The sequence below is a fragment of the Candidatus Cloacimonadota bacterium genome, assembly GCA_034661015.1.
Taxonomy (GTDB): domain Bacteria; phylum Cloacimonadota; class Cloacimonadia; order JGIOTU-2; family JGIOTU-2; genus JAYEKN01.
In genome coordinates this window covers 1-20,548 of the sequence record JAYEKN010000089.1, presented here as the reverse complement: position 1 = coordinate 20,548, position 20,548 = coordinate 1, and the positions used below count along the sequence as shown (strand labels likewise).

26 protein-coding genes are annotated in these 20,548 nt (G+C 34.6%); 21 read left to right on the top strand and 5 right to left on the bottom strand.

Annotation, left to right across the window (positions count from 1 at the left end; genetic code table 11):
- From U9P79_03065 to U9P79_03045, 5 genes are all read right to left on the bottom strand, one after another.
- On the bottom strand, positions 1–1,446 hold a 1,446-nt coding region (locus tag U9P79_03065; protein ID MEA2103609.1), incomplete at its 3' end, for a PKD domain-containing protein.
- 395 nt (positions 1,447–1,841) lie between these two features.
- Positions 1,842–3,020: a pyridoxal phosphate-dependent aminotransferase family protein gene (locus U9P79_03060; GenBank protein ID MEA2103608.1), complete on the bottom strand. Its 1,179-nt coding sequence runs from the start codon at positions 3,018–3,020 to the stop codon at positions 1,842–1,844.
- A 184-nt stretch (positions 3,021–3,204) separates the two neighbouring features.
- Positions 3,205–4,065 carry a hypothetical protein gene (locus tag U9P79_03055; protein ID MEA2103607.1) on the bottom strand — a complete coding sequence of 287 codons (861 nt, stop codon included), beginning with the start codon at positions 4,063–4,065 and terminating at the stop codon, positions 3,205–3,207.
- A gap of 30 nt (positions 4,066–4,095) precedes the next feature.
- Positions 4,096–5,049: a cache domain-containing protein gene (locus tag U9P79_03050; GenBank protein ID MEA2103606.1), complete on the bottom strand. Its 954-nt coding sequence runs from the start codon at positions 5,047–5,049 to the stop codon at positions 4,096–4,098.
- Between the two features lie 82 nt (positions 5,050–5,131).
- Positions 5,132–6,130 carry a MoxR family ATPase gene (locus tag U9P79_03045; GenBank protein ID MEA2103605.1) on the bottom strand — a complete coding sequence of 333 codons (999 nt, stop codon included), beginning with the start codon at positions 6,128–6,130 and terminating at the stop codon, positions 5,132–5,134.
- Between the two features lie 221 nt (positions 6,131–6,351).
- On the opposite strand from U9P79_03045, the gene U9P79_03040 reads away from it, so the two are divergent.
- The 21 genes from U9P79_03040 to U9P79_02940 all read left to right on the top strand — a co-directional run bounded on the left by U9P79_03040 (position 6,352) and on the right by U9P79_02940 (position 20,467).
- Positions 6,352–6,813: a DUF134 domain-containing protein gene (locus U9P79_03040; GenBank protein MEA2103604.1), complete on the top strand. Its 462-nt coding sequence runs from the start codon at positions 6,352–6,354 to the stop codon at positions 6,811–6,813.
- 43 nt (positions 6,814–6,856) lie between these two features.
- Positions 6,857–7,219: a DUF5320 domain-containing protein gene (locus U9P79_03035; protein MEA2103603.1), complete on the top strand. Its 363-nt coding sequence runs from the start codon at positions 6,857–6,859 to the stop codon at positions 7,217–7,219.
- Positions 7,220–7,295: 76 nt separating this feature from the next.
- A complete protein-coding gene (locus U9P79_03030) occupies positions 7,296–7,589 on the top strand; it encodes a DUF5320 domain-containing protein (GenBank protein ID MEA2103602.1) in 294 nt (97 codons plus the stop codon).
- A 1-nt stretch (position 7,590) separates the two neighbouring features.
- Positions 7,591–7,848 (top strand): hypothetical protein, encoded by a 258-nt coding sequence (locus U9P79_03025; GenBank protein ID MEA2103601.1) that lies wholly within the window; start codon positions 7,591–7,593, stop codon positions 7,846–7,848.
- A 160-nt stretch (positions 7,849–8,008) separates the two neighbouring features.
- On the top strand, positions 8,009–8,476 hold the full coding sequence (locus U9P79_03020; GenBank protein ID MEA2103600.1) for a universal stress protein: 468 nt from the start codon (positions 8,009–8,011) through the stop codon (positions 8,474–8,476).
- Entirely contained in the window at positions 8,473–8,838 is a 366-nt protein-coding gene (locus U9P79_03015) for a NifB/NifX family molybdenum-iron cluster-binding protein (GenBank protein MEA2103599.1), read from the top strand. Before U9P79_03020 ends, U9P79_03015 begins: the two co-directional genes overlap by 4 nt.
- Positions 8,839–9,038: 200 nt before the next feature.
- On the top strand, positions 9,039–9,677 hold the full coding sequence (locus tag U9P79_03010) for an MBL fold metallo-hydrolase (protein MEA2103598.1): 639 nt from the start codon (positions 9,039–9,041) through the stop codon (positions 9,675–9,677).
- Complete coding sequence (locus U9P79_03005; GenBank protein MEA2103597.1) at positions 9,667–9,897, top strand: uracil-DNA glycosylase; 231 nt, start codon at positions 9,667–9,669, stop codon at positions 9,895–9,897. The genes U9P79_03010 and U9P79_03005 overlap by 11 nt, the downstream gene beginning before the upstream one ends.
- A 26-nt stretch (positions 9,898–9,923) precedes the next feature.
- Positions 9,924–10,571 carry a class I SAM-dependent methyltransferase gene (locus U9P79_03000; GenBank protein ID MEA2103596.1) on the top strand — a complete coding sequence of 216 codons (648 nt, stop codon included), beginning with the start codon at positions 9,924–9,926 and terminating at the stop codon, positions 10,569–10,571.
- Positions 10,571–11,110: a DUF1684 domain-containing protein gene (locus tag U9P79_02995; protein ID MEA2103595.1), complete on the top strand. Its 540-nt coding sequence runs from the start codon at positions 10,571–10,573 to the stop codon at positions 11,108–11,110. The genes U9P79_03000 and U9P79_02995 overlap by 1 nt, the downstream gene beginning before the upstream one ends.
- 17 nt (positions 11,111–11,127) lie before the next feature.
- The gene (locus tag U9P79_02990) at positions 11,128–12,468 is read left to right on the top strand and encodes a C1 family peptidase (protein ID MEA2103594.1); all 1,341 of its coding nucleotides are present in this window, start codon (positions 11,128–11,130) and stop codon (positions 12,466–12,468) included.
- A 16-nt stretch (positions 12,469–12,484) separates the two neighbouring features.
- The gene (locus U9P79_02985; protein MEA2103593.1) at positions 12,485–12,778 is read left to right on the top strand and encodes a metal-sulfur cluster biosynthetic enzyme; all 294 of its coding nucleotides are present in this window, start codon (positions 12,485–12,487) and stop codon (positions 12,776–12,778) included.
- Between the two features lie 616 nt (positions 12,779–13,394).
- A complete protein-coding gene (locus U9P79_02980) occupies positions 13,395–14,441 on the top strand; it encodes an MFS transporter (GenBank protein MEA2103592.1) in 1,047 nt (348 codons plus the stop codon).
- Complete coding sequence (locus U9P79_02975) at positions 14,438–15,085, top strand: class I SAM-dependent methyltransferase (protein ID MEA2103591.1); 648 nt, start codon at positions 14,438–14,440, stop codon at positions 15,083–15,085. Before U9P79_02980 ends, U9P79_02975 begins: the two co-directional genes overlap by 4 nt.
- Complete coding sequence (locus U9P79_02970) at positions 15,082–15,438, top strand: NifB/NifX family molybdenum-iron cluster-binding protein (protein MEA2103590.1); 357 nt, start codon at positions 15,082–15,084, stop codon at positions 15,436–15,438. The genes U9P79_02975 and U9P79_02970 overlap by 4 nt, the downstream gene beginning before the upstream one ends.
- Positions 15,435–15,701, top strand: coding sequence for a hypothetical protein (locus tag U9P79_02965; protein ID MEA2103589.1), 267 nt, complete (start codon positions 15,435–15,437; stop codon positions 15,699–15,701). Before U9P79_02970 ends, U9P79_02965 begins: the two co-directional genes overlap by 4 nt.
- 11 nt (positions 15,702–15,712) lie before the next feature.
- Complete coding sequence (locus U9P79_02960) at positions 15,713–17,575, top strand: NAD(P)/FAD-dependent oxidoreductase (GenBank protein MEA2103588.1); 1,863 nt, start codon at positions 15,713–15,715, stop codon at positions 17,573–17,575.
- A 182-nt stretch (positions 17,576–17,757) separates the two neighbouring features.
- A complete protein-coding gene (locus tag U9P79_02955) occupies positions 17,758–18,168 on the top strand; it encodes a threonyl-tRNA synthetase editing domain-containing protein (protein MEA2103587.1) in 411 nt (136 codons plus the stop codon).
- Positions 18,169–18,173: 5 nt separating this feature from the next.
- On the top strand, positions 18,174–18,908 hold the full coding sequence (locus U9P79_02950) for an NAD-dependent deacylase (protein ID MEA2103586.1): 735 nt from the start codon (positions 18,174–18,176) through the stop codon (positions 18,906–18,908).
- 1 nt (position 18,909) lies between these two features.
- On the top strand, positions 18,910–20,079 hold the full coding sequence (locus U9P79_02945) for a pyridoxal phosphate-dependent aminotransferase (GenBank protein ID MEA2103585.1): 1,170 nt from the start codon (positions 18,910–18,912) through the stop codon (positions 20,077–20,079).
- Positions 20,080–20,086: 7 nt separating this feature from the next.
- Positions 20,087–20,467 carry a VOC family protein gene (locus U9P79_02940; GenBank protein ID MEA2103584.1) on the top strand — a complete coding sequence of 127 codons (381 nt, stop codon included), beginning with the start codon at positions 20,087–20,089 and terminating at the stop codon, positions 20,465–20,467.
- Positions 20,468–20,548: the final 81 nt, after the last annotated feature.

Genomic DNA, 20,548 nt, shown 5'->3' with positions numbered 1-20,548 from the left:
TGGATTCTGTTCAATGCTGGAACTTCCGTCTCCGAAATCCCAATTCCAGCTATTGATGTTTTTCATTGTTGAGTATGACAGATCAGCGAAATGAACTTCAAGCGGGGCAGATCCTGTTGTGGGGGAAGCCGAAAAATCTGCAGTTATGGGACTGAGATCCACGTGAATATAATCAACTTTTATCATTTCATCGCTTCTACTAACGCTGTTTACAACTTCAAGACTTACGGTATAATATCCTTGTTCTGTGTATGTGTGAACAGGATTTTGGAAAGAACTCGTTTGGCCATCCCCAAAAATCCAATTCCATACTACGATATTTCCCACTACCGGATTAGATTGATCTGTAAAATGTACTTCCAAAGGTGCATCACCGTTGGTGGGAGTGGCATAAAAATCTGCAATTGGGTCTTCAGGCTCTAAACCAACTACGATGTAATCATTTTTAGTTTCAGTATCGGAAACACCATTTGAATCGGTTACAGTTAGGCTGACGGTAAACATTCCATCATTATCATAAGTAGTTGACGGGTACTGTTCGTTGCTTGTTTGCCCATTCCCAAAATCCCAGCTCCATTGCGAAATAGGAGATGCTCCTTGTGTGGATTCGTCTGTAAAGCTAACATTCAAGGGTGCATCGCCGGAAGTTGGATTTGCACTAAAATCCGCATTTGGTGCACCGATACGTATATAATCGGCTTTTGTTTCCGTGTCACTTTCACTGCTCATATCTGTTACTGTTAGGCTTACAGTATAAACCCCTTCAGAAGAATAAACATGAGCCGGATTTTGAGTGTTACTGGTTTCACCATCTCCGAAGTTCCAACTCCAACTGGAAATTGCATAATCACCTTCCAGAGACATATCTGTAAAATTTACAGTAAGAGGAGCAGCGGAAGCAGCGGTTGGGCTTCCCTCAAATTCTGCCCAAAGGAAATTGCCTACGGTAATAGTTCCATTTGTAAAAGTTGTGTTCAAAGTTTGAGCATGATTATCTGTCATATAAATTTGATCTGCATTAAATGTCAAATCACTGACCCCTTCTTGTTTGCCATAAAATTCAACAAAAGCAAAATCTCCTTGACCGGTTACTCCCCAAGGTCCGAGCACAGCAACGGTTGCTCGTGCGAAACCTATAATATTACTGTAGTCAGAGTAGAAAAAAGTAGAAAATGGTGATCCTCCCGGATCATATCCTGAATCTAAAAAGTCTCCTTCGGTTACACTGACAACTTCGACGTAGGTTGTATCAAAATACAGGTAAGCCTCTGCAAGGTGTAATGTGTCGGTTGGCCCAGTCGTAACATACATGCCAACCAAAGTTGTAGCACCAATTCTTACTTGTGCATTTGGCGGATCAAGGCTAAGCTGAATATCCGCAAAAAGGATAATCGGAAACAGGAAAAGAAACAGCACACAATTTATTACTCGTAAATATTTTTTCATATCAGTTCCATTAATTTTTTTATTTAATAGAATAAAAGCAATTTGTGTGCCAGAATTATTTAATCTAAAATTAACAAGAACGGATAGTAAACAGAGACATGAAAGAGGACATTAACGAAGATTTGTCATTTATTTTGATTTGTAGGTAAAATCTAATGGAAATATTTTCCGAAATTTATTGAAAAATATGCTTTAAACTTTTTATTTAGCAACAAGCAAAGCGAACCCCGTGTTAAATAAAAAAAATTTAACGTGGTAAATAAAGATTAATTTAACTACGGATTACCCGGAGTATTTTAGTATAGTTATTTTTCTCTAGTAATAATTGTCACGGACCATTCCGTGCCAACTACCAAATTGTCTCACAGAATGGTCAGTGAGACCTCGTTTAAAAATTATATAATATTAAGTTTTTTGCCTATTTTTTCAAATTTTTCAAGTGATTCGTCGAGTTGCCTATCCGTGTGGGTAGCCATGAAACTCGTTCTAATCAAACAATCTGTAGGGGGAACGGCCGGAGGAATAACCGGATTAATAAAAACATTTTCGTCAGCCAGCATTTTCCACATACGGAAGGCTTTCATCATTTCACCGACATGAAGCGGAATTATAGGAGTACAACTTACTCCAATATCGTAACCCATATCCTTAAAACCGTTTTGCATCTTGCGAGTAATTTCCCAGAGTCTTTCAATTCTTTCAGGTTCGTTTTTCATGATTTCCAAAGCAGCAATAACCGAAGCAGCAGAGGCTGGTGGAAGGCTGGCGCTAAAGACAAAGGGTCTGGAAAAATGCTTTAGATAATGTATTACAGAGTTATTACCTGCAATAAATCCACCAATAGACGCAAAAGATTTACTAAAGGTACCCATAATCAGATCAATTTTATCAGTAACGCCAAAGTGGTCAGCGGTTCCTGAGCCGTTTTTCCCCAAAACTCCAATAGAATGAGCATCGTCAACCATTATTTCAGCATTATATTTTTCCGCAAGTTCGACAATTTTGGGAAGATTTGCGATATCACCCTCCATGCTGAAAATTCCGTCAATAACGATTAATTTGGATGCGTTTTCTACTTTTTTCAAAACTTGCTCCAAACTGTCCATGTCATTGTGGTTATACCTTAGCATTTTGCCATAAGACAGGCGTGATGCGTCAATAATACTGGCATGGTCATACCTGTCTGTAATAATGTATTCTCCTCGCCCAACAAATGTTCCGATAGAACCAAGATTTGCTTGAAAACCTGTTGAATAGGTCATCGAAGCTTCTTTTCCGACAAAATCTGCCAGTTTCTCTTCTAACTCCAAATGAATATCAAGGGTTCCATTCAAAAATCGTGAACCGGCACAACCTGTCCCGTATTTTCTGGTCGCTTGAACAGCTGCCTCAATGACTTTTGGATGGTTTGTTAAACCGAGATAACTGTTTGACCCAAGCATTAAGGTTTTTTTGCCATCTACAAGCACCTCTGTGTCTTGATCGGAACTAATTACCCGAAAATATGGATAAAAGCCCAATTTTTGAATTTCTTTTGCATCAGTAAAATTTTCGCATTTCTTATACAAACTCATTTAAAAACTCCTGAAATTAGTGATTTTATTAGTAAAAAAATATTTATGCAAAAAACCAAGAGGATTGTAACTGTTGTCAATATCAATGAAAAATTACCCAAAGAATTACGTAAATACTTTTTACGAATAAAATAGTAATATCTGACTTTTATTTAACAATCTTATGGAATAAGATGGAAGTTATCTATAATGACTTAATCCCCAAATCTTTTATTGTTCTTTTTGCAGAGGTGTTTTTTTCAACAGGTAATGTCATGATTATTTTCCAATCACATTCTTTATATTTTAACGAAGTCCAATAAACTCGTTTTGAGATTGTTTTTGAAAAACCCTTTTGAAAAAAATTATAAACGCCAACGCCTTTTTCGGTTTTAATAATTTTATTCCCGATTTCAAGTAGTTCTTTGAATGGTTGGTACAGTTTGTCCGTAAAAAGATTTCGTCCGATTTCAGTTTCATCCGGATCATAAATAATTATACCATCCGCTTGCATAATCCAGACGTCCACCGGGGAGTCCTGTATGATGGGTTTTGTGATTTCATTGATGAAGATATTCGGATTGAGAATCATACTAAGTGCTCCGGCAAGTTTATGCTCTTCCGTGAAGATCGGGTATTGAAAAACAATTGCTAAAAATCCTTCTACGGCTTCAAATGCTGAACTGATCAGCGGTGCTTCGGTTTTTTTAAGTTTTATAATATGCGGCTGATTGCTGATATTTGCACCTTCACTTTTTTTATATTTTGCCGGTTCAATCAGTGTGATAATACCATCCGGAGAGATTGTTACACAGTCCATCGCATAAGGATGATCTTTGCATAATTCCAAAAGAATTTTGCTCGTTTCGCTACTTTTCAGTCCGGTTTTCGCGATTTTTTGTGACGCTTCCTTCAAATCAGAATCAATGTTTTGAAGCACTTTAGTAATCCCATTTTTTACTTTTAGAAGATTTGGGGGAGATTGAGATGTTTTGGATATAAAAATAAAATAAAATGCGATAAATATCAGAAACAGGATTAATATTGGTAAAGCATATTTTTTCATGTTAGCTCCTATACTTTTTCTTGATTAAAACTATTTTTCAGGATAAAAGCCCGAACCGATTATTAGAGTATCACCGTCCACTATAACTCTTTTTAAGAAAGATAACTTTGGAGATGGTTCATTTTCTTTTGGCTTATTCCAGTAATAATCCATCCAGCAAGTATCATTGTTTTTCAGGATTTCAATCTCCTCTTTGACGAAATATTTCCCGTTAGCATCTTGAATATTCATAATATTTTTATTGACAATTTCAGGACTGAAGGGGTTGAGAATTTCATTGCCCTTAATATCTTTTACAAAAATGTATGTATTCTGAAATGAAGGTTTGACGATAGGGGATGTGAATGCTTTCATCGCTGATTTCCGGTCATTTTGGAAAAGAGATGCAGCCTTTGTAACGATCTGAACAATAAACTCCTTTTCCATTTTTATATTATATTCACCGCATCCGATAAGATATTTTTTTCCTGTCGGAGCAATTGCTTTTTTGACGAATGTTGCTTTCCAAACAGGCTCTTCGTGCTCGGGTTTTGTCCATTCATAGAAAACCCAGCCTTCACCGTTTTCGGTTTTTGCAGCCTTTGTAATCATCTCGCCGATTGGTCTGTCCTGCACATCTTTTAGAGCGAGCATATTTTTGCCCTCTCCTTCGGGGTTGCGAGGATAAACATATCGCATTCCATCTAAACCCCAGACGAAAATGTATGTATTTCCATTATACCATTTGCTCCCTTTTTTGCGGAATTTTGGAAATGCCTTTTTGCCTTCGTTTTCAACCAGTTTGACGGCATCATTTACAAGTTGAACGATTTTTTTTGTTTGCTCATACTTATATTGGCTCAGTTGATCAAGTGATCCATTAGATTTTTTGGGTGGGTTCTTTTCGCAGGAAACGGATAAAAAGAGGAAGAGGATCAAGAAAATTCCCAAAATAGATTTAGAGGATTTTGCTTTATAGGTTTTTGTAGTTTTAACTTTTTGCATTTTAGCTCCTTTAGTTTTTTTTGCAAAAAACTTTTCTGTTTGTTTTAATTTTTCAGTTATTACGAAATATGACATTTGTTTTTTATTTTAGATACTTAATAAGCTTTTGGATAAATTCTTTTGATTTCATTCCTTCGGCTTCGGCTGCGAAATTTAGGAGGATTCTATGTTGTAAAACAGGTTTCGCCACAAATTCTACATCTTCGATTGTTGGAGAAAATCTTCCGTTAAGGGCTGCTCTGGTTTTTGCCGCTAAAATTAAATATTGAGAGGCACGAGGTCCGGCACCCCAATCAACCCATTGTTTTACAAAATCGGGGGCATCCTTTTCATTAGGTCTGGACATTCTTGCTAATTTTACCGCAAAATTAAGGACGTGCTCGGGTACGGGAATCTTAAAAATAAATTTTTGCAATTTTCTAATATCGCTTCCGATAATAACGGTATTGATTTCAGGAAATTCCTGACTCGTGGTAAATTCGGTTATCTGCTTTTCTTCTTCGAAAGAAGGATAATCAATATCAATATGAAAAATAAAACGATCCAATTGTGCTTCCGGTAGGGGGTAAGTTCCTTCTTGCTCAATGGGATTTTGGGTGGCAAGCACAAAGAATGGTTGCTCCAAAGGAAAAGTGTTATTTCCTGCTGTTACTTTTCTTTCTTGCATTGCTTCTAATAAAGCGGATTGTGTTTTTGGCGGAGTTCTATTAATTTCATCGGCAAGAATGATATTTGCAAAAAGTGGTCCCTTGATAAATTGAAAAGCTCGCTTCCCTGTGGTTTTATCTTCAGCTAGAATATCAGTTCCGGTTATATCCGATGGCATCAAATCAGGTGTGAATTGGATTCTGCTGAATTTGAGATCTAATACTTTAGAAATTGTGCTGATAAGCAATGTTTTTGCCAAACCGGGAACACCAACGAGAAGGCAATGCCCGTTGGAGAAAAGTGCTATCAAAAATTGTTCGATAACTTCATCCTGCCCGATAATTATGCGGTGAATTTCTTTAATAATTTTTTTTCGAGATTGCTGTAATTTTTTTATGGTTTCAGTATCTTTTGTTACTAAAATATTTTCCATTAATTTCCTTTGTTAGATTTTTGGAGATATTCTAAAACTGTGATTATTTTGTCAAGGATGAGACATATCTAAATGGGAAACGGAGGAGGGAAAACGGAGAAATGGAAAATATTGAGAAGAAGCTTCCTTGATTTTTATCTCCTTTTAAAAAACGATAAATTTTTATTTGACAATGTAAAACCCCAACCTACATTATGAACATAGGTTCATTAAGGAATATTATGACAAGATCCAGAAAAAGTAGAAGAATCCAAAAACCACCGTTATTTCAGCGGTTTAAACCCGCTGGAGTTAGAGCAAGAACTTTGCAGAGAGTTGTAATCAGCGTGGATGAATACGAAGCTCTCAGACTTGCGGATTGTGAAAGTATGGAACATAAGCAGGCAGCAGAAGAGATGAACATTTCCCGCCCTACTTTTACTCGCCTTATAGAAGTGGCACGAAAAAAGGTTGCAAAAGCAATAATTGAAGGAAAAGAAATTTTTATAGAAGGTGGATTCGTTGATTTCCAGCATAATATTTTTCGGTGTGTTAATTGCGGTTACATTATCCAAATAAATTTTAACGATGAGTTTCCTCAAACATGCCCCGAATGTGGAAGTGAAAATTTGATCAATCTTGCCCAAAGATGTGGATTCGAGAGACGACAGGGTCGAGGACATGGAAGAAAAGGATTTCGGTAAAACCCAAAATTATGAAAACTAATATAATGAAAGGAGCGATATTATGCCAAGAGGTGACAGAACAGGTCCCGATGGAATGGGAGCAATGACAGGACGAGGTGCCGGCTATTGTGCCGGTTATTCAAGCCCCGGATACACAAAAGGTGTTCCGCGTGGTGGCGCTGGTTATGGTCGTGGTCGAGGATTCGGACAAGGTTACGGGCGCGGTTACGGTCGTGGAAATGGATTTGGTAGAGGATATTATCAAAACCCAAATTATGCCTATAATCAATATCCCAACCCGCAGGCAATTCCCTATTCAAAAGAGAATGAAGAAAAAATGCTGAATGACGAAATGGAAATGCTGAAAACGGAAATGAAGAATATTGAGAAAAGACTTGACGCTATGAAGAGCGATGAAGAATAGTCCAACCATTAGAAATGGGGGAAGTTCAATCTTCCCTCATTTCATAATTTTTTGATAATTACAGAAAGGAGCAAAAATGCCAAGAAGAGATGGAACAGGTCCCTCTGGTAAAGGTGCAGGAACCGGCAGAAGAAGAGGGAATGTATTTAGTTTGCATAATAAGGAAGGAAAGTTTTCTGTCTGGCGGTCTCTTGTAGTTCCAGCCATTGGTTTTATTGTTAACGATGCGCGAAAACCTGATGGGATAACCCAAAAAACTATTCATTCAATTGCAAATCGTTTAAGCAATAAAAAATTAGCCGATAGCAAAAAAACAGAAGTCAAAAATGCAGAATATGAAATCGTAGAAGACGATAGAAAAGGAGAGTAATATGCCAAGAAGAGACGGAAGCGGACCCGATGGTAGAGGAGCAGGAACGGGAAGAGGACAAGGTGGCGGAGGGGGATTCAATCAAAGCGGTGGCAGAGGACGCAACAAAGGTGGATCATTTGGACCAGGCGGATATTGTGTCTGTGCTAAATGTAAAACAAGAATTTCACACCAGCAAGGTACGAAATGTACAGAAATAAAATGTCCGAAATGTGGGCACACAATGATTCGGGAAGAGCTCTTAAATCGGAATAAATAGAACTTTTTTCGACTTGTAAGAAACGATGGGTTGAAAACAAATGCTTATAATGAAATGTTCTCGAGCTATTGTTATCTCGAAGAATGCTTTCGGGACAGCTCGAATACGAGTTTAATGACTGAAAATAGCTAATCCAATGGAAAAAGTAAAAGGAGTAGTAATGAAACGTTTTTTAGTAGCGATAGACCTCTGGGATGAGACGAACAGAGTTCTGGAATATGCAAAAAAGTTGGCAACTGAATTTGATGGAAAATTATGTGTCGTTCACTCGGAAACACCGGAATCCTATATTCCTTCCTATGATACGGAATTTGAACCGGAATTATCCATCAATAACATGGAAATCATGAAAAGCCATGAAAAAATGATCAAGCACAGATTCGACAAAATCAAGGCAGACCTGAAAAATGATAATATCGAATCCGCATTTGTTTTAATGGAAGGATCAACTGCCAAAAATATTCTGAAAGAAGTTAAAGAATTTAATGCGGACTTGATCATCATCGGATCGCATAAACATGGGAGATTTTATAATCTAATTTTTGGTGGAGTTCATGATGTTTTGATCAATAGGTCAAATATACCCATCTTCATCATCCCCGCAGAAAATAAGGAGAATGACAAATGAGAATAGCAATTTCAACGGAAAACGGGCAAGTAGGTCAGCATTTCGGCAGATGCGCTCAATATACGATTGTAGATATTGAAAATAAGAAAATGATTGATAAAAAAGTGATTAGCAATCCCGGACATGCTCCAGGTGCAATTCCCAAATTTCTTAATGAAAAAGGATGCGATATAATTGTTACCGGAGGAATGGGAAAAAAAGCACAGGATTTTTTCATTCAGTTTGGATTGGATTATATCATTGGTGTACAAGGTAAGATCGAAGACGTAATTCGTGATTATTTGAATGATACTTTGGAAATTGGTGAAAGCAGCTGCGATCATGGCGAAGGTAAAGGAGATGGTCAAGGACATAGATGGTAACTTATTTTTATTTTTCTATTGGCTTTAAGTGGTGTTACGTTCATAAAGCAAATAAAACCTCCCCGTTTGAGATATATGCGCAAGATTATATCCTTTATTAGTTTTTTTAATAATTTTGCATAAAATGATTTTATCGCTTTTAAAGATGTACCCAAGTTATTTTTTTTCCGGAAATAAATTACTCTGAATTGGAGAATTATATGAAAATTACAATAATTTACGACAATACTGCTATAAATGAAAATTTGATAGCTGATTGGGGTTTTTCGACTCTAATTGAATTTAAAGGAAAGCGAATACTTTTTGACACAGGTGCTAAGGGTTCAGTTTTGCTAAAAAATATGCACACACTCGGAATTGATCCTCAAAGTATTGATGAAGTATTTATTTCGCATTATCATTATGACCATACTGGTGGACTTTCTACTTTTTTTGACCTGAACAATGATGTAACACTTTATATTCCTCCGTCATTTAAAGGGGTTCATAATCATGCTAAATTGGAATATATTACAGGACTAACCTGTTTGCATCAAGATATATATTCCACCGGAGAATTGAAAAAAATCGAACAATCGCTTATTTTTAAAACAGAAAATGGATTAGTAATAATTGTTGGGTGTGCTCATCCCAAAATTGGAAATATACTCAAAGCTGCTCGGGAAGTTGGTAAACCTTACGCTCTTATCGGCGGTTTTCATGGATTTAGAAAATTTAATCTGCTAAAAAATATGGAAATAATTTGTCCTACTCACTGCACGCGTCATATTAAAGAGATAAAGGAACTCTATCCCAAAAAATATATTGAGGGCGGAGCTGGTAGAATAATTGAAATTTAAAAAAAATAAAATCTTCGATCCTTCCCAAGAATGTAAATGGTACTGCTGCTGTCCGATAAGATATTTTACCGAAGATGGCAAATTGAATAAAAGGTGGTCAGAGGAATATTGTCATGGCAACTGGGAAAAATGTATCCGATTTCAAAAGGAAGAATCCGGACGTTATCACCCTGACAATATGTTACCGGATGGCAGTATTGATAATAATTTGCGATATTAATTACAAAGGAAAAATTAAGGAAAAAAATGGCAAAAATAAAAGTATTTGATGAAAATATCGGTGCCTATGAGAAATGGTTTATGGATAATAAATTCGTGTATCAATCAGAATTAAAAGCTGTGGAAAAAGCAATACCGGAAAATGTAGAAGGCTTTGAAATAGGAATTGGTAGTGGACTTTTTGCGAAACCTTTTGGAATTATGGAAGGAATAGAACCTTCAAAAAAAATGAGAGAAAAAGCAAAAGAAAGAAATCTCGAAGTCGTTAATGCTGTTGCGGAAAACTTACCATTTGAAAACAAAAGTAAAAATTTTGCTCTTATGGTTACTTCTATTTGTTTCGTAGATGATATTGAGAGAACTTTTCGAGAAGCAAATCGCGTTTTAAAACAAAACGGAAATCTTATAATTGGATTTGTGGATAAAAATAGTCCAATCGGCAAAGAATACCTAAAGCATAGAGATGAAAGTGTGTTTTATCAAGATGCGATCTTTTACGGAACCGAAGAGGTTTATAAAATATTAGCTGAGACAGGTTTTGAAGTTGAAGAAACTTATCAAACTATTTTCGGCAAATTAGATGAAGTTAAAACTATCCAAGAAGTCAAAGCGGGATACGGAAAAGGTAGTTTTGTTGTTATCAAAGCAAAAAAATCAAAAAACGGAGAAAAATAATGTTAGAAAATGAATATCTAAATCAAGTGATAACGGGCAGAAAACAAAAAGATGAATTTTTTGCATCAGATTATCAATCACCAATTCCACAAGAAGAAAGTGCGAATTTTACAAAATTAAACTATTTTGAACCTGATTTAAATTATAGATTTGAATTGGAAATGATAGAATTATCCGAAAAAGCAAAAATAAAAATCGAAGATACGGGAGGGAATCTAAGAGATTTTTTGAAATGGGGGAAATTCACTTTTACAATAAATGATCAAAAATGTCTTATTTACGCTTATAAATCTGATGAAGCCGAAGCGCGTCTCTTTATTCCTTTCAAGGATGAAACCAGCGGGAAGGAAACTTATGGTGCTGGCAGATATTTAGATCTTTATGAGGAACGAGATAAAATAGGAAGCAAATGGATATTGGATTTTAATATGGCAACTAATCCTTGGTGTGCATATAGCCCCAATTATGTATGCCCGTTAATCCCATTTGAAAATATTTTGAAAGTCGCGATCAAAGCGGGTGAAAAAAATTATAAATAAAAAAAATAGGAGCTAAAATGATTGAAAGAATGAATATCAATGAGAATATTTACAAGGAAATGGAAGCACATGCTTTAAAGAATAAAAGTGATAAAATTGTCAGAAATAGCATCTTGAATGTTGGATTAGATGAAACGGCATTGGATCACAAATCAAAAACAAATATGCAGCATTCATTTTCTTTGGAACTGAAAACCGGAAAAATTACCGCTCAAAACAAAAGCGGAAGATGTTGGCTTTTTGCAGGGTTAAATACCATGAGATTCAAAATAATGAAAGACCTTAATCTTAAAAATTTTGAACTCTCACAAACATATCAAATGTTCTTTGATAAAATTGAAAAAGCAAATTACTTTTTGGAAAATATTCTTGAAACGATTGAGGAAAAAACCGATTCGAGAATTATAATGTGGCTTTTAAATGCTCCACTTAATGACGGTGGACAATGGGATATGTTCACAAGCATTGTAGAAAAATATGGAGTTGTTCCAAAAGAGACAATGCCGGAAACTTATGCCAGCAGCAATTCTGCAAGGATGAATCATATTCTTACTTTGAAACTTCGAGCATACGCCTCAAAATTACGAAAAGATTACCAAAACGGAAAAACAGTCGAACAATTAAAAAATGACAAAAAGAAAATGATTGTTGAATTTTATCGTTTGTTAACTATGTTTCTCGGAATTCCACCCAAAGAATTTATTTTTGAATATAAAGATGAAGACAAAAAATTCCATCGCGATTTAAATATTACTCCGAAAGAATTTTACGATAAATATGTAAATATTGATTTGAATGATTATGTGAGCATAATAAATGCTCCAACAAAAGATAAGCCGTTTAATAAAACATTTACAGTTCAGTTTCTCGGAAATGTTGAAGGCGGAAACAAAGTAAAATATCTAAATGTTGGGATGAAAGAATTCAAAAAACTTGCACTTGACCAATTAAAAGATGGGATTCCAGTTTGGTTTGGTTGTGATGTAGGCAAAAAGATGCAAAGAGAAAAAGGTGTTTTAGATCAAAACATTTATAATTATGAAGATGTATTAAATTCTAAATTTGAATTGGATAAAGCAGGACGACTGGATTATGGAGAAAGTTTGATGACTCATGCAATGGTTTTTACTGGTGTGAACCTGATAAATGATATTCCAAACAGATGGAAAGTTGAAAACAGTTGGGGCGAAAAAAACGGCGAAAAAGGTTATTTTGTAATGAGCGACAAATGGTTTGAAGAATATACATACCAAGTTGTAATTGACAAAAAATATCTTTCCGAGGAATTGAGAAAAGCTTGGGAAACGGAACCAATAGTTTTGAAACCTTGGGACCCAATGGGATCACTCGCATTATAAAAAAGGGAAAATAAAAATGAATAACGAAAAAAAAGCAAAAGAAATTATTGAAGGAGTTAAACATCCTGCAATAGACCACACATTGTACGATCTCGGTATTATCAAATCATATAATATAAAAGAAAATGTTGCCCAAATTATTATGGCTTTACCCGCTCTAAATATTCCGATAGTTGATATGCTCATTCAAAGCTTTGAACAACCATTAAGTGAATTTAATTATGAAGTTAATGTTGAAAAAGTTGTAATGACTCAGAAAGAAGTTCAAAAGTTTTTTGCTATGGAACAAAGTGCTTGGAAGGGAATGTAGCAAATAATTAATTAGCGTTTGTCCGTAAAGTATAGATTGGACGCAGATGAACACTGAAAAAACCGATTTTCGCAAGATAAAATTTTTTTGTAAAAAGTGTAATATCAACGTTTATCTGCCGAATTAGTGTTTTTCTGAGTCGAATCATCCGCCAGCTGGCGGAGCCATTGATAAAATAGTAGTTTACGGACGGACACTGATTAGAGTCTGTCCATAAAGTATAGATTGAACGCAGATGAATGTGATAAACAACATCACTCAGAAAAAAATGATTTACGCAGATAAAAAATTAAGTATAAAAAGAGTAGTATCAGCGTTTATCTGCATAATCAGTGTTTATCTGCGTCGAATCACATTCGGAGAATCATTGCAAAAATGCGAGTTTACGGATAGACACTAATTTGATGCTTGAAAACTAATAAAAATGAACTCAATCTTAACAGAAGAAAAATCAAAAAACAATTATTGCGCTTTTATTTGGCATGGGATTTTTTTATCACTTGCTACAAACTTTATGGATATTCATACGATAATTCCTTCCATGCTGATAAAAGCTGGGGGAAATGCAATTTTATTAGGAATTCTGACTACTATAATGGTCGGCGGTTCCAGCTTAATGCAAATTATTTTTGCCGGATACTTATCCAATAAAACACACAAAAAAGCTCCACTTCTTTTAGGAGTTAATTTGCGAGTGATTGCTCTTTTATTTTTAGCATTCATTCTGTTTAAATCTGAAATTTTTAGCAACAATACGATCATTTTATTCATTTTCATTCTTATTTCCATTTTCTCTTTCAGCGGTTCGTTTGCTAATATTTCTTATGTAGATATAGTCGGCAAATCTATAATTGATAAAAAGCGCAGACGTTTTTTCTCATTGAAGCAAACAATTAGCAGTATTGGAATTTTCGCATCGGCTATTATTGTCAGAGCATTGTTAAAAAGATTTTCATATCCTGTAAATTATGGAATATCACTTTTATGCGCCGGAATCCTTTTATTAATCGCCAGTATAGGATTTTGGAAAATCAAAGAGGTCATTGTAAAAATAAAAAAGAAAAGAAGTTTTTGGGAATACATTAAAATAATTCCACAAGAAATTTCAGAAAATAGTAATCTGAAAAATTATCTATTTATAATAAATTTATTAGGACTCAGTTTAAGTTTTATACCATTTATGATATTATTTGCTAAAAAAAATTTTGAATTGAGTTATGGCTTGATTGGGAACATACTTATCTATAAGATAATAGGAATGCTGGTAACAAGTTTAATTTTATATAAAATATCTAAAAAAATTGATTATAAAAAACTGCTGTATTTTAGCTTTGCAATTGCTACCTCCATTCCAATTTTTACCTTAATTTTTAGTAATAATGATTTTATGTATCAATTAATATTTATTTTGACAGGCGTTCTTCTATCTTCATTTAAAATTGCTAAAAACGGAATATTAGTCGAAATATCCAATAATGAAAATAGAGCAACTTACACCGGAATATCCGGAGCAGGAGGTATTTTGCCAACTATTTTTCCGCTCATCACGGGTATTTTAATAACTATTTTAGGTTATCATTTTACCTTCATTTTAGTATTATTAATTATTGTTTCAAGCTTTATTTTTATAAGAAATTTAAAATGTAAAAAGGTGGAAATATGACACAATTTTATCCGGAATCAAAAGTAGAAGTTAAAGGTTTTACTGCAAAATTTTATGATAGTGTTCTCAATTTAATTACTTTCGGTGGATACGACTTCTTTATCAAAAAAGCGATAAAATCAATTAATTTAAATCAAAATGATGAAGTTGTAGATTTTGGTGCTGGCACCGGTAGAAACGCACTTTTAATGGATAAACAAATTTCTGAAAAAGGTGAAATTCTCGGTCTGGAAATTTCCGAATTAATGATCAATCAATTTATAAAGAAAACAAAAAATCGTAAGAATATCAATGTAATAAATCAACGTATTGATCAGCCATTTGAACTAGATAAAAAATACGATAAAGTTTTTATCTCATTTGTATTTCACGGCTTTCCGTTTGAAATTCAGAAGAATATCATCCAAAATGCGTTTAATGCTCTAAAAGATAATGGCGAATTTATCATTCTTGATTTTAACGAATTCATAACAGATGAAACTCCACTTTATTTTAGAATACCTTTCAAAATTATTGAATGCAAATACGCGTTTGAATATGTAGAACGAGATTGGGAAAAAATTTTATCAGAATTTGGATTTAAAAATTTTACGGAAAAATTATTTTTAGGGAGACACATCCGTTTATTAAAGGCAAAGAAATGAAAAATATAAAAATATCAAATGAAGTAAAAATCGCTATTCCTACAAGTGATGGAGAGAACATTTTTCCAAAAATGTTAGGTATGGCAAAAGAATTTCATATTTATGAAACTAAAAACAAACAAATCAAATTTCTCGAAAAAAGAAAAAATCCTTTTGAAAAAACTTTGCAACACTTGAAAACCCTCGATGTTTATGAGATTATCAGCGATTGCAACATTATCGTTTCAAATAAAATTGGTAAAAAAGGAATCAAAAGATTAGAAAAAAAAGGTGTAAAACTTTTTTTCAGGAATGGTAAAATTAGAGAAGTATTAAAAAATTTACTTATAAATTATGAAAAGGAATCAAAATGATTGAAGTAAAAAAAATCAATGAACAAAAATATATGGTAACAATAAAGGAAGAAAACAGCAGTTCTGAACATTTAGTTACTTTAGACGATGAATATTATAGAAAGTTTGCTGATGAAAAAATTTCAAAAGAAAATCTAATTAAAAGGTCTTTTGAATTTTTACTTAAAAGAGAATCCAAAGAATCAATTTTATCAAAATTTGATTTGAAAATTATAAATAATTTCTTTCCGGAATATGAAAATAAAATTAAATTAAAAATATAATTGGAGGAAACATGTTAAATCTAAAAAATGAATTTATCTTTGCACCAATAAAACTCGGCTTTAGCAAAGATGGAAAAGTCAACGAAAGGCATCTAAATTTTTATCGAAAAAGGAGCGAGTTTTTGGGAGCAGTAATTCCCGAACCTCTTTATCTTGATAAGGGATTAAGAGAGATTCCAACTCAATTGGGAATAGATGCTGATGATAAGGTTGCAGGATTAAAAAAATTAACAGAACTTTTACATTCTGATAATACAAAAGCAATCGCTCATTTGAATCATCCGGGCAGGATGGCAAATCCAAAAATTCCGGGAAATTATTTCATTTCTTCCACCGATCGTGCTTGTGAAGCGGGCGGTGCAACTCCGAAAAAGTTGGAAAAAAGCGAAATGAAAAATGTCATAAAACTATTTGTTGATGCTGCCTTAAAAGCGGAAGAAGCAAATTTTGATTTTATCGAATTACAACTCGGTCACGGTTATTTGTTGGCTCAATTTCTCTCACCACAAGTAAATGACAGAACAGATGAATATGGGGGAAGTTTTGAAAATAGAATCAAATTTCCTCTCGAGACATTAAAAGCTATCAAAGAAGCAGTAAAAATTCCAGTTATCGCCCGTATCAGCGGTGATGAAATGACTGAAAAGGGAATCAAACTTCCGGAGATGATCAAATTTTCAAAAATCCTAAAAGAAAATGGAATTGCTGCAATTCATATTTCTGCCGGAACAGTTTGCTCTACACCACCTTGGTATTTTCAGCATATGTTCGTTCCAAAAGGAAAAACATGGGAATTTGCAAAAGCGATCAAAGAAAAAGTAGAAATTCCCATTATCACAGTCGGGCAAATTAATGAATTTGAAGATATTAAGAAGATAAAGACAAACAATATGGCTGATTATCTTGCAGTAGGAAGAGCACTTGTTGCAGACCCAGATTTTATCGGAAAATTTCTCGGAAAAGTTGCTGGAAATTTTGCTCCTTGTCTTGCTTGTGCGGAAGGCTGTTTGGGTGGAATAAAAGCAGGTAAGGGCTTGCAATGCTTAGTGAATCCGGAAGTAGGAAAAGAAACCTCTACTCTGCTCAAAAAAACAAGCAAACCGCAAAAAATTGCCGTAGTTGGAGCAGGACTCGCCGGAATGGAAGCAGCTCTTATTCTGACAAAATGCGGACACCAAGTTGACCTTTATGAAAAAGAAAATTTAGGTGGACAATTCATTTATGCACCCCTAACTCCTCATAAAAAATCAATGGAAAAACTAAACAAATATTTTGAAGATGAACTGAAATCATCGAAAGTGAATGTAATCTACAAAGAAATAAAAGGATTTGAAGATGTTTCCAAATATAATATTGCTGTTTTGGCAACCGGTTCGCAACCTGCGGTTCCGAAGATTGAAGGATTAGATAAATTTTACTGGGCAGAAATTCTCTTAGAAGAAAATTTGCCGGGAAATAAAAATGTTCTAATTATCGGCGGTGGCTTGATTGGAGTTGACATTGCAACTGCCTTAATTCCCAAAAATAATAAAGTAACTATCGTGAAACGAACAACAGATTTTGGTGAAGATATGGAAATGATCTCCAAAAAGCTCTCGTTGGCAATTATGAAAAAAAATCAGACTGTTTTCAGCGATCATACAAATATTAAAGAAATAGATGGAGCAACTGTCTATGCAGAAAAGAATGGAGAACAAATTACTTTTGAAAATATTGATCTAATCGTTGTTTCCACTGGTATGAAAAGTTATAATCCCCTTGAAGAAAAATTGAAAGGTAAAATTCCAATTTACGAAATCGGAGATGCCAAAGAAGTCGGAGACGCCCAAAGTGCAATAAATGAAGGTTATGAATTAGCGATGCATCTCAACTGAAAATCGGAATAAATATATGAACTGTAAAAACTAATGTAGGATATAGAATTCAAAAAGGCAACGCAGGAAATAGAAAAAGCAGGTTTTGTTTTTTGTGAAGAGTCTCGGAGAAAACTGATTCATGATAACAATTTGGAAAAAGGACGCATTTTAACTTATAAAAAACAGATAGAAAGGAGTTTATGAAATTGTTAATGATCTATGCAGATAAATTTGCATACAAAACACGAAAGAGAACTTTGGAAGAAGTTGAAGCGATTGAAAAGAACGATAAAATTGAGAATGCACTCGTCGGATTCATTCAAGCGGAAAAGCAGGATGAAGAAAATGTTTCAAAAGTAGAAACGAAATTGATTAAGAATCTGAAATGGGCGGCAAACAAGAACGATACAAAAAGAATCGTATTGCATTCATTCGCCCACTTATCTTATAGCAAAGCAGATCAGGAGATTACCCAAAAAATGTTTGATAGCGCTCAACAAAGATTGGAAAATGCCGGTTATGAATCTTGGCAAACTCCCTTCGGATATTTTTTGGATTTGGATATGCAAGCACCCGGAAAATCTCTGGCAAGAGTTTTTAAGGAATTTTAAGTAAAATGATTAATAAAGCTGCAGAACTCATAAAAAATGCGAATCATGTTACGGCTTTTACCGGAGCAGGAATTTCAGTTGAAAGCGGAATTCCTCCATTTCGCGGAGAGAATGGATTGTGGAATAAATATAATCCTGTTTTTCTTGATATTGGATATTTCAGACATCATCCTTTAAAATCGTGGAAATTGATCAAAGAAATATTTTTTGATTTTATGGGAAATGCAAAAGCTAATCGTGCTCACTTTGGGTTAGCGGAAATGGAAAAAGCCGGTTACTTAAACGCTATAATCACGCAAAACATTGACAATTTGCATCAAAAAGGTGGCAGTAAAACAGTTTATGAAATCCACGGAAATTCCCGAAATTTAGTTTGCATAAGTTGTGGCGAAAGAATTTTAGTAACGGAAGAGCATTTAAACAATTTACCTCCAAAATGCAAAAAGTGTGGTGGATTATTAAAACCTGATTTTGTTTTTTTTGGTGAACCCTTATACGAACCAGATATAACAAAATCTTTCAATGAAGCGAAAATTGCGGATGTTTTCATCCTTATTGGAACTACCGGTGAAATTATGCCTGCTTCTCAAATTCCCATCTATGCAAAAACAAATAATGTAAAAATAATCGAAATAAACATTGAACAATCAAATTTTAGTCATACAGTAACCGATGTTTTTCTGAGAGGAAAAGCAACCGAAGTTATTGTTGATCTATTAAATACAATCAAAGGAGTTTAGAATGAGAAAAAATAAAGTTTCCGAACGTGTTAGAAATATCGAAAAATCCGCTATCCACGAAATGACGAGCCTATCGAAAGAAATTGATGATGTTGCTTTTTTATCATGGGCAAAACCTACTACCGGAACCCCGGAACATATCAATAAAGCGGCAATAGAAGCTATTCAAAAAGGGCTGGTGGGAGGTTATTCACCCGCAAATGGATTGGAAGAATTGCGTGCCGAGATCGTCAAGAAATTGGAAAGAGACAATAATATCAAGGCAAATCTTTCTGAAATTCTTGTAACAGTAGGAGCTATCGAAGGGATAGCCTCAGCTGTGATGGCGGTTGCAGATCCGGGCGATGAAATTATTGTCCCGTCTCCCACATATTCCACCCATGTTCGACATGTTCAGCTGGCAAGTGCCAAACCCGTTTTTGTTCCCTTAAAAGAAGAAGATGGTTTTGCTCTGGATATTGAAAAAGTGAAAGAAGCAATTACTCCCAAAACAAAAGCAATCCTGTTTTGTAGCCCGAATAATCCTACCGGAACAATTTTTCCGGAAAACAAACTACGCCAATTAGCGCAAATTGCCCTCGAGAATGATCTCGTAGTTATCACGGACGAAGCCTACGAATATTTTGTTTTTGATGACAATCACCATTTCAGCATTGGCTCCATTCCGGAAATGAAGGAAAATGTGATAAGCTGTTACACTTTCACAAAAACCTACGCAATGACCGGCTGGCGAATCGGTTATCTTCACGCTTCCGAAAAATTAATTCCGCAGATTAAAAAAGCCCATATACCGCTCAGCATTTGTGCTCCGGTAGTTTCACAATATGCAGCGATTGCAGCCTTGAAAGGTTCGCAGGATTGCGTTAGAGATTTTCGTGATCATTATCGCAAAATGCGTAATCTTATGTGTGAACGTTTGGACAGATTACCGGATATGTTTGAATATCAAAAGCCAACCGGTTCTTATCTCATGTTTCCGAAAATCATTGGAGAAGCTGGTAAAGATTCTACAAAATTTTGCAAAAAACTACTGAAGGAAGCCAAAGTTTCCACAACTCCCGGAATCGCTTTCGGACCTACGGGCCAAAGCCATCTCAGGTTGTCCTTTTGTGTAAGTGCAGATATGATAAATAAAGGATTTGATCGCATGGAAAATTATTTAGAAAAATAGGAGAAATATGCTAAAACATATTGGAATTACAGTAAACGACAAAAACGATGTTAAAAATTTCTATCAAGATTTATTAGGATTGAAATTAAAAAAGGAATTCAAAATATCAAAAGATTTGAATCAGCAAATATTTGGTTTTTATGAAGATGTGCCGGTATATCTTTTATCAGATGAGGATATGGAAATTGAAATATTCGTAACTCACCTGCCGGCACGGAAAAATTATTCACACCTTTGTATTGAGGTTGAAAAACGAAAAATGTTTATCGAAAAAGCAAAAACAAAAAATTACAAGTGCATCGTAATTCAAAGAGATAAATCCGACCTTGTTTTTGTTAAAGATAAATTCGGCAATATGTTTGAGATTAAAGAACACGGAGAAAAGTGAAAAAGGAAAAGAATGACCACGAAATACACTAAATACACGAAAAAATTCAAATTTTAAATCAGCACCGGGCGTGCGACATTT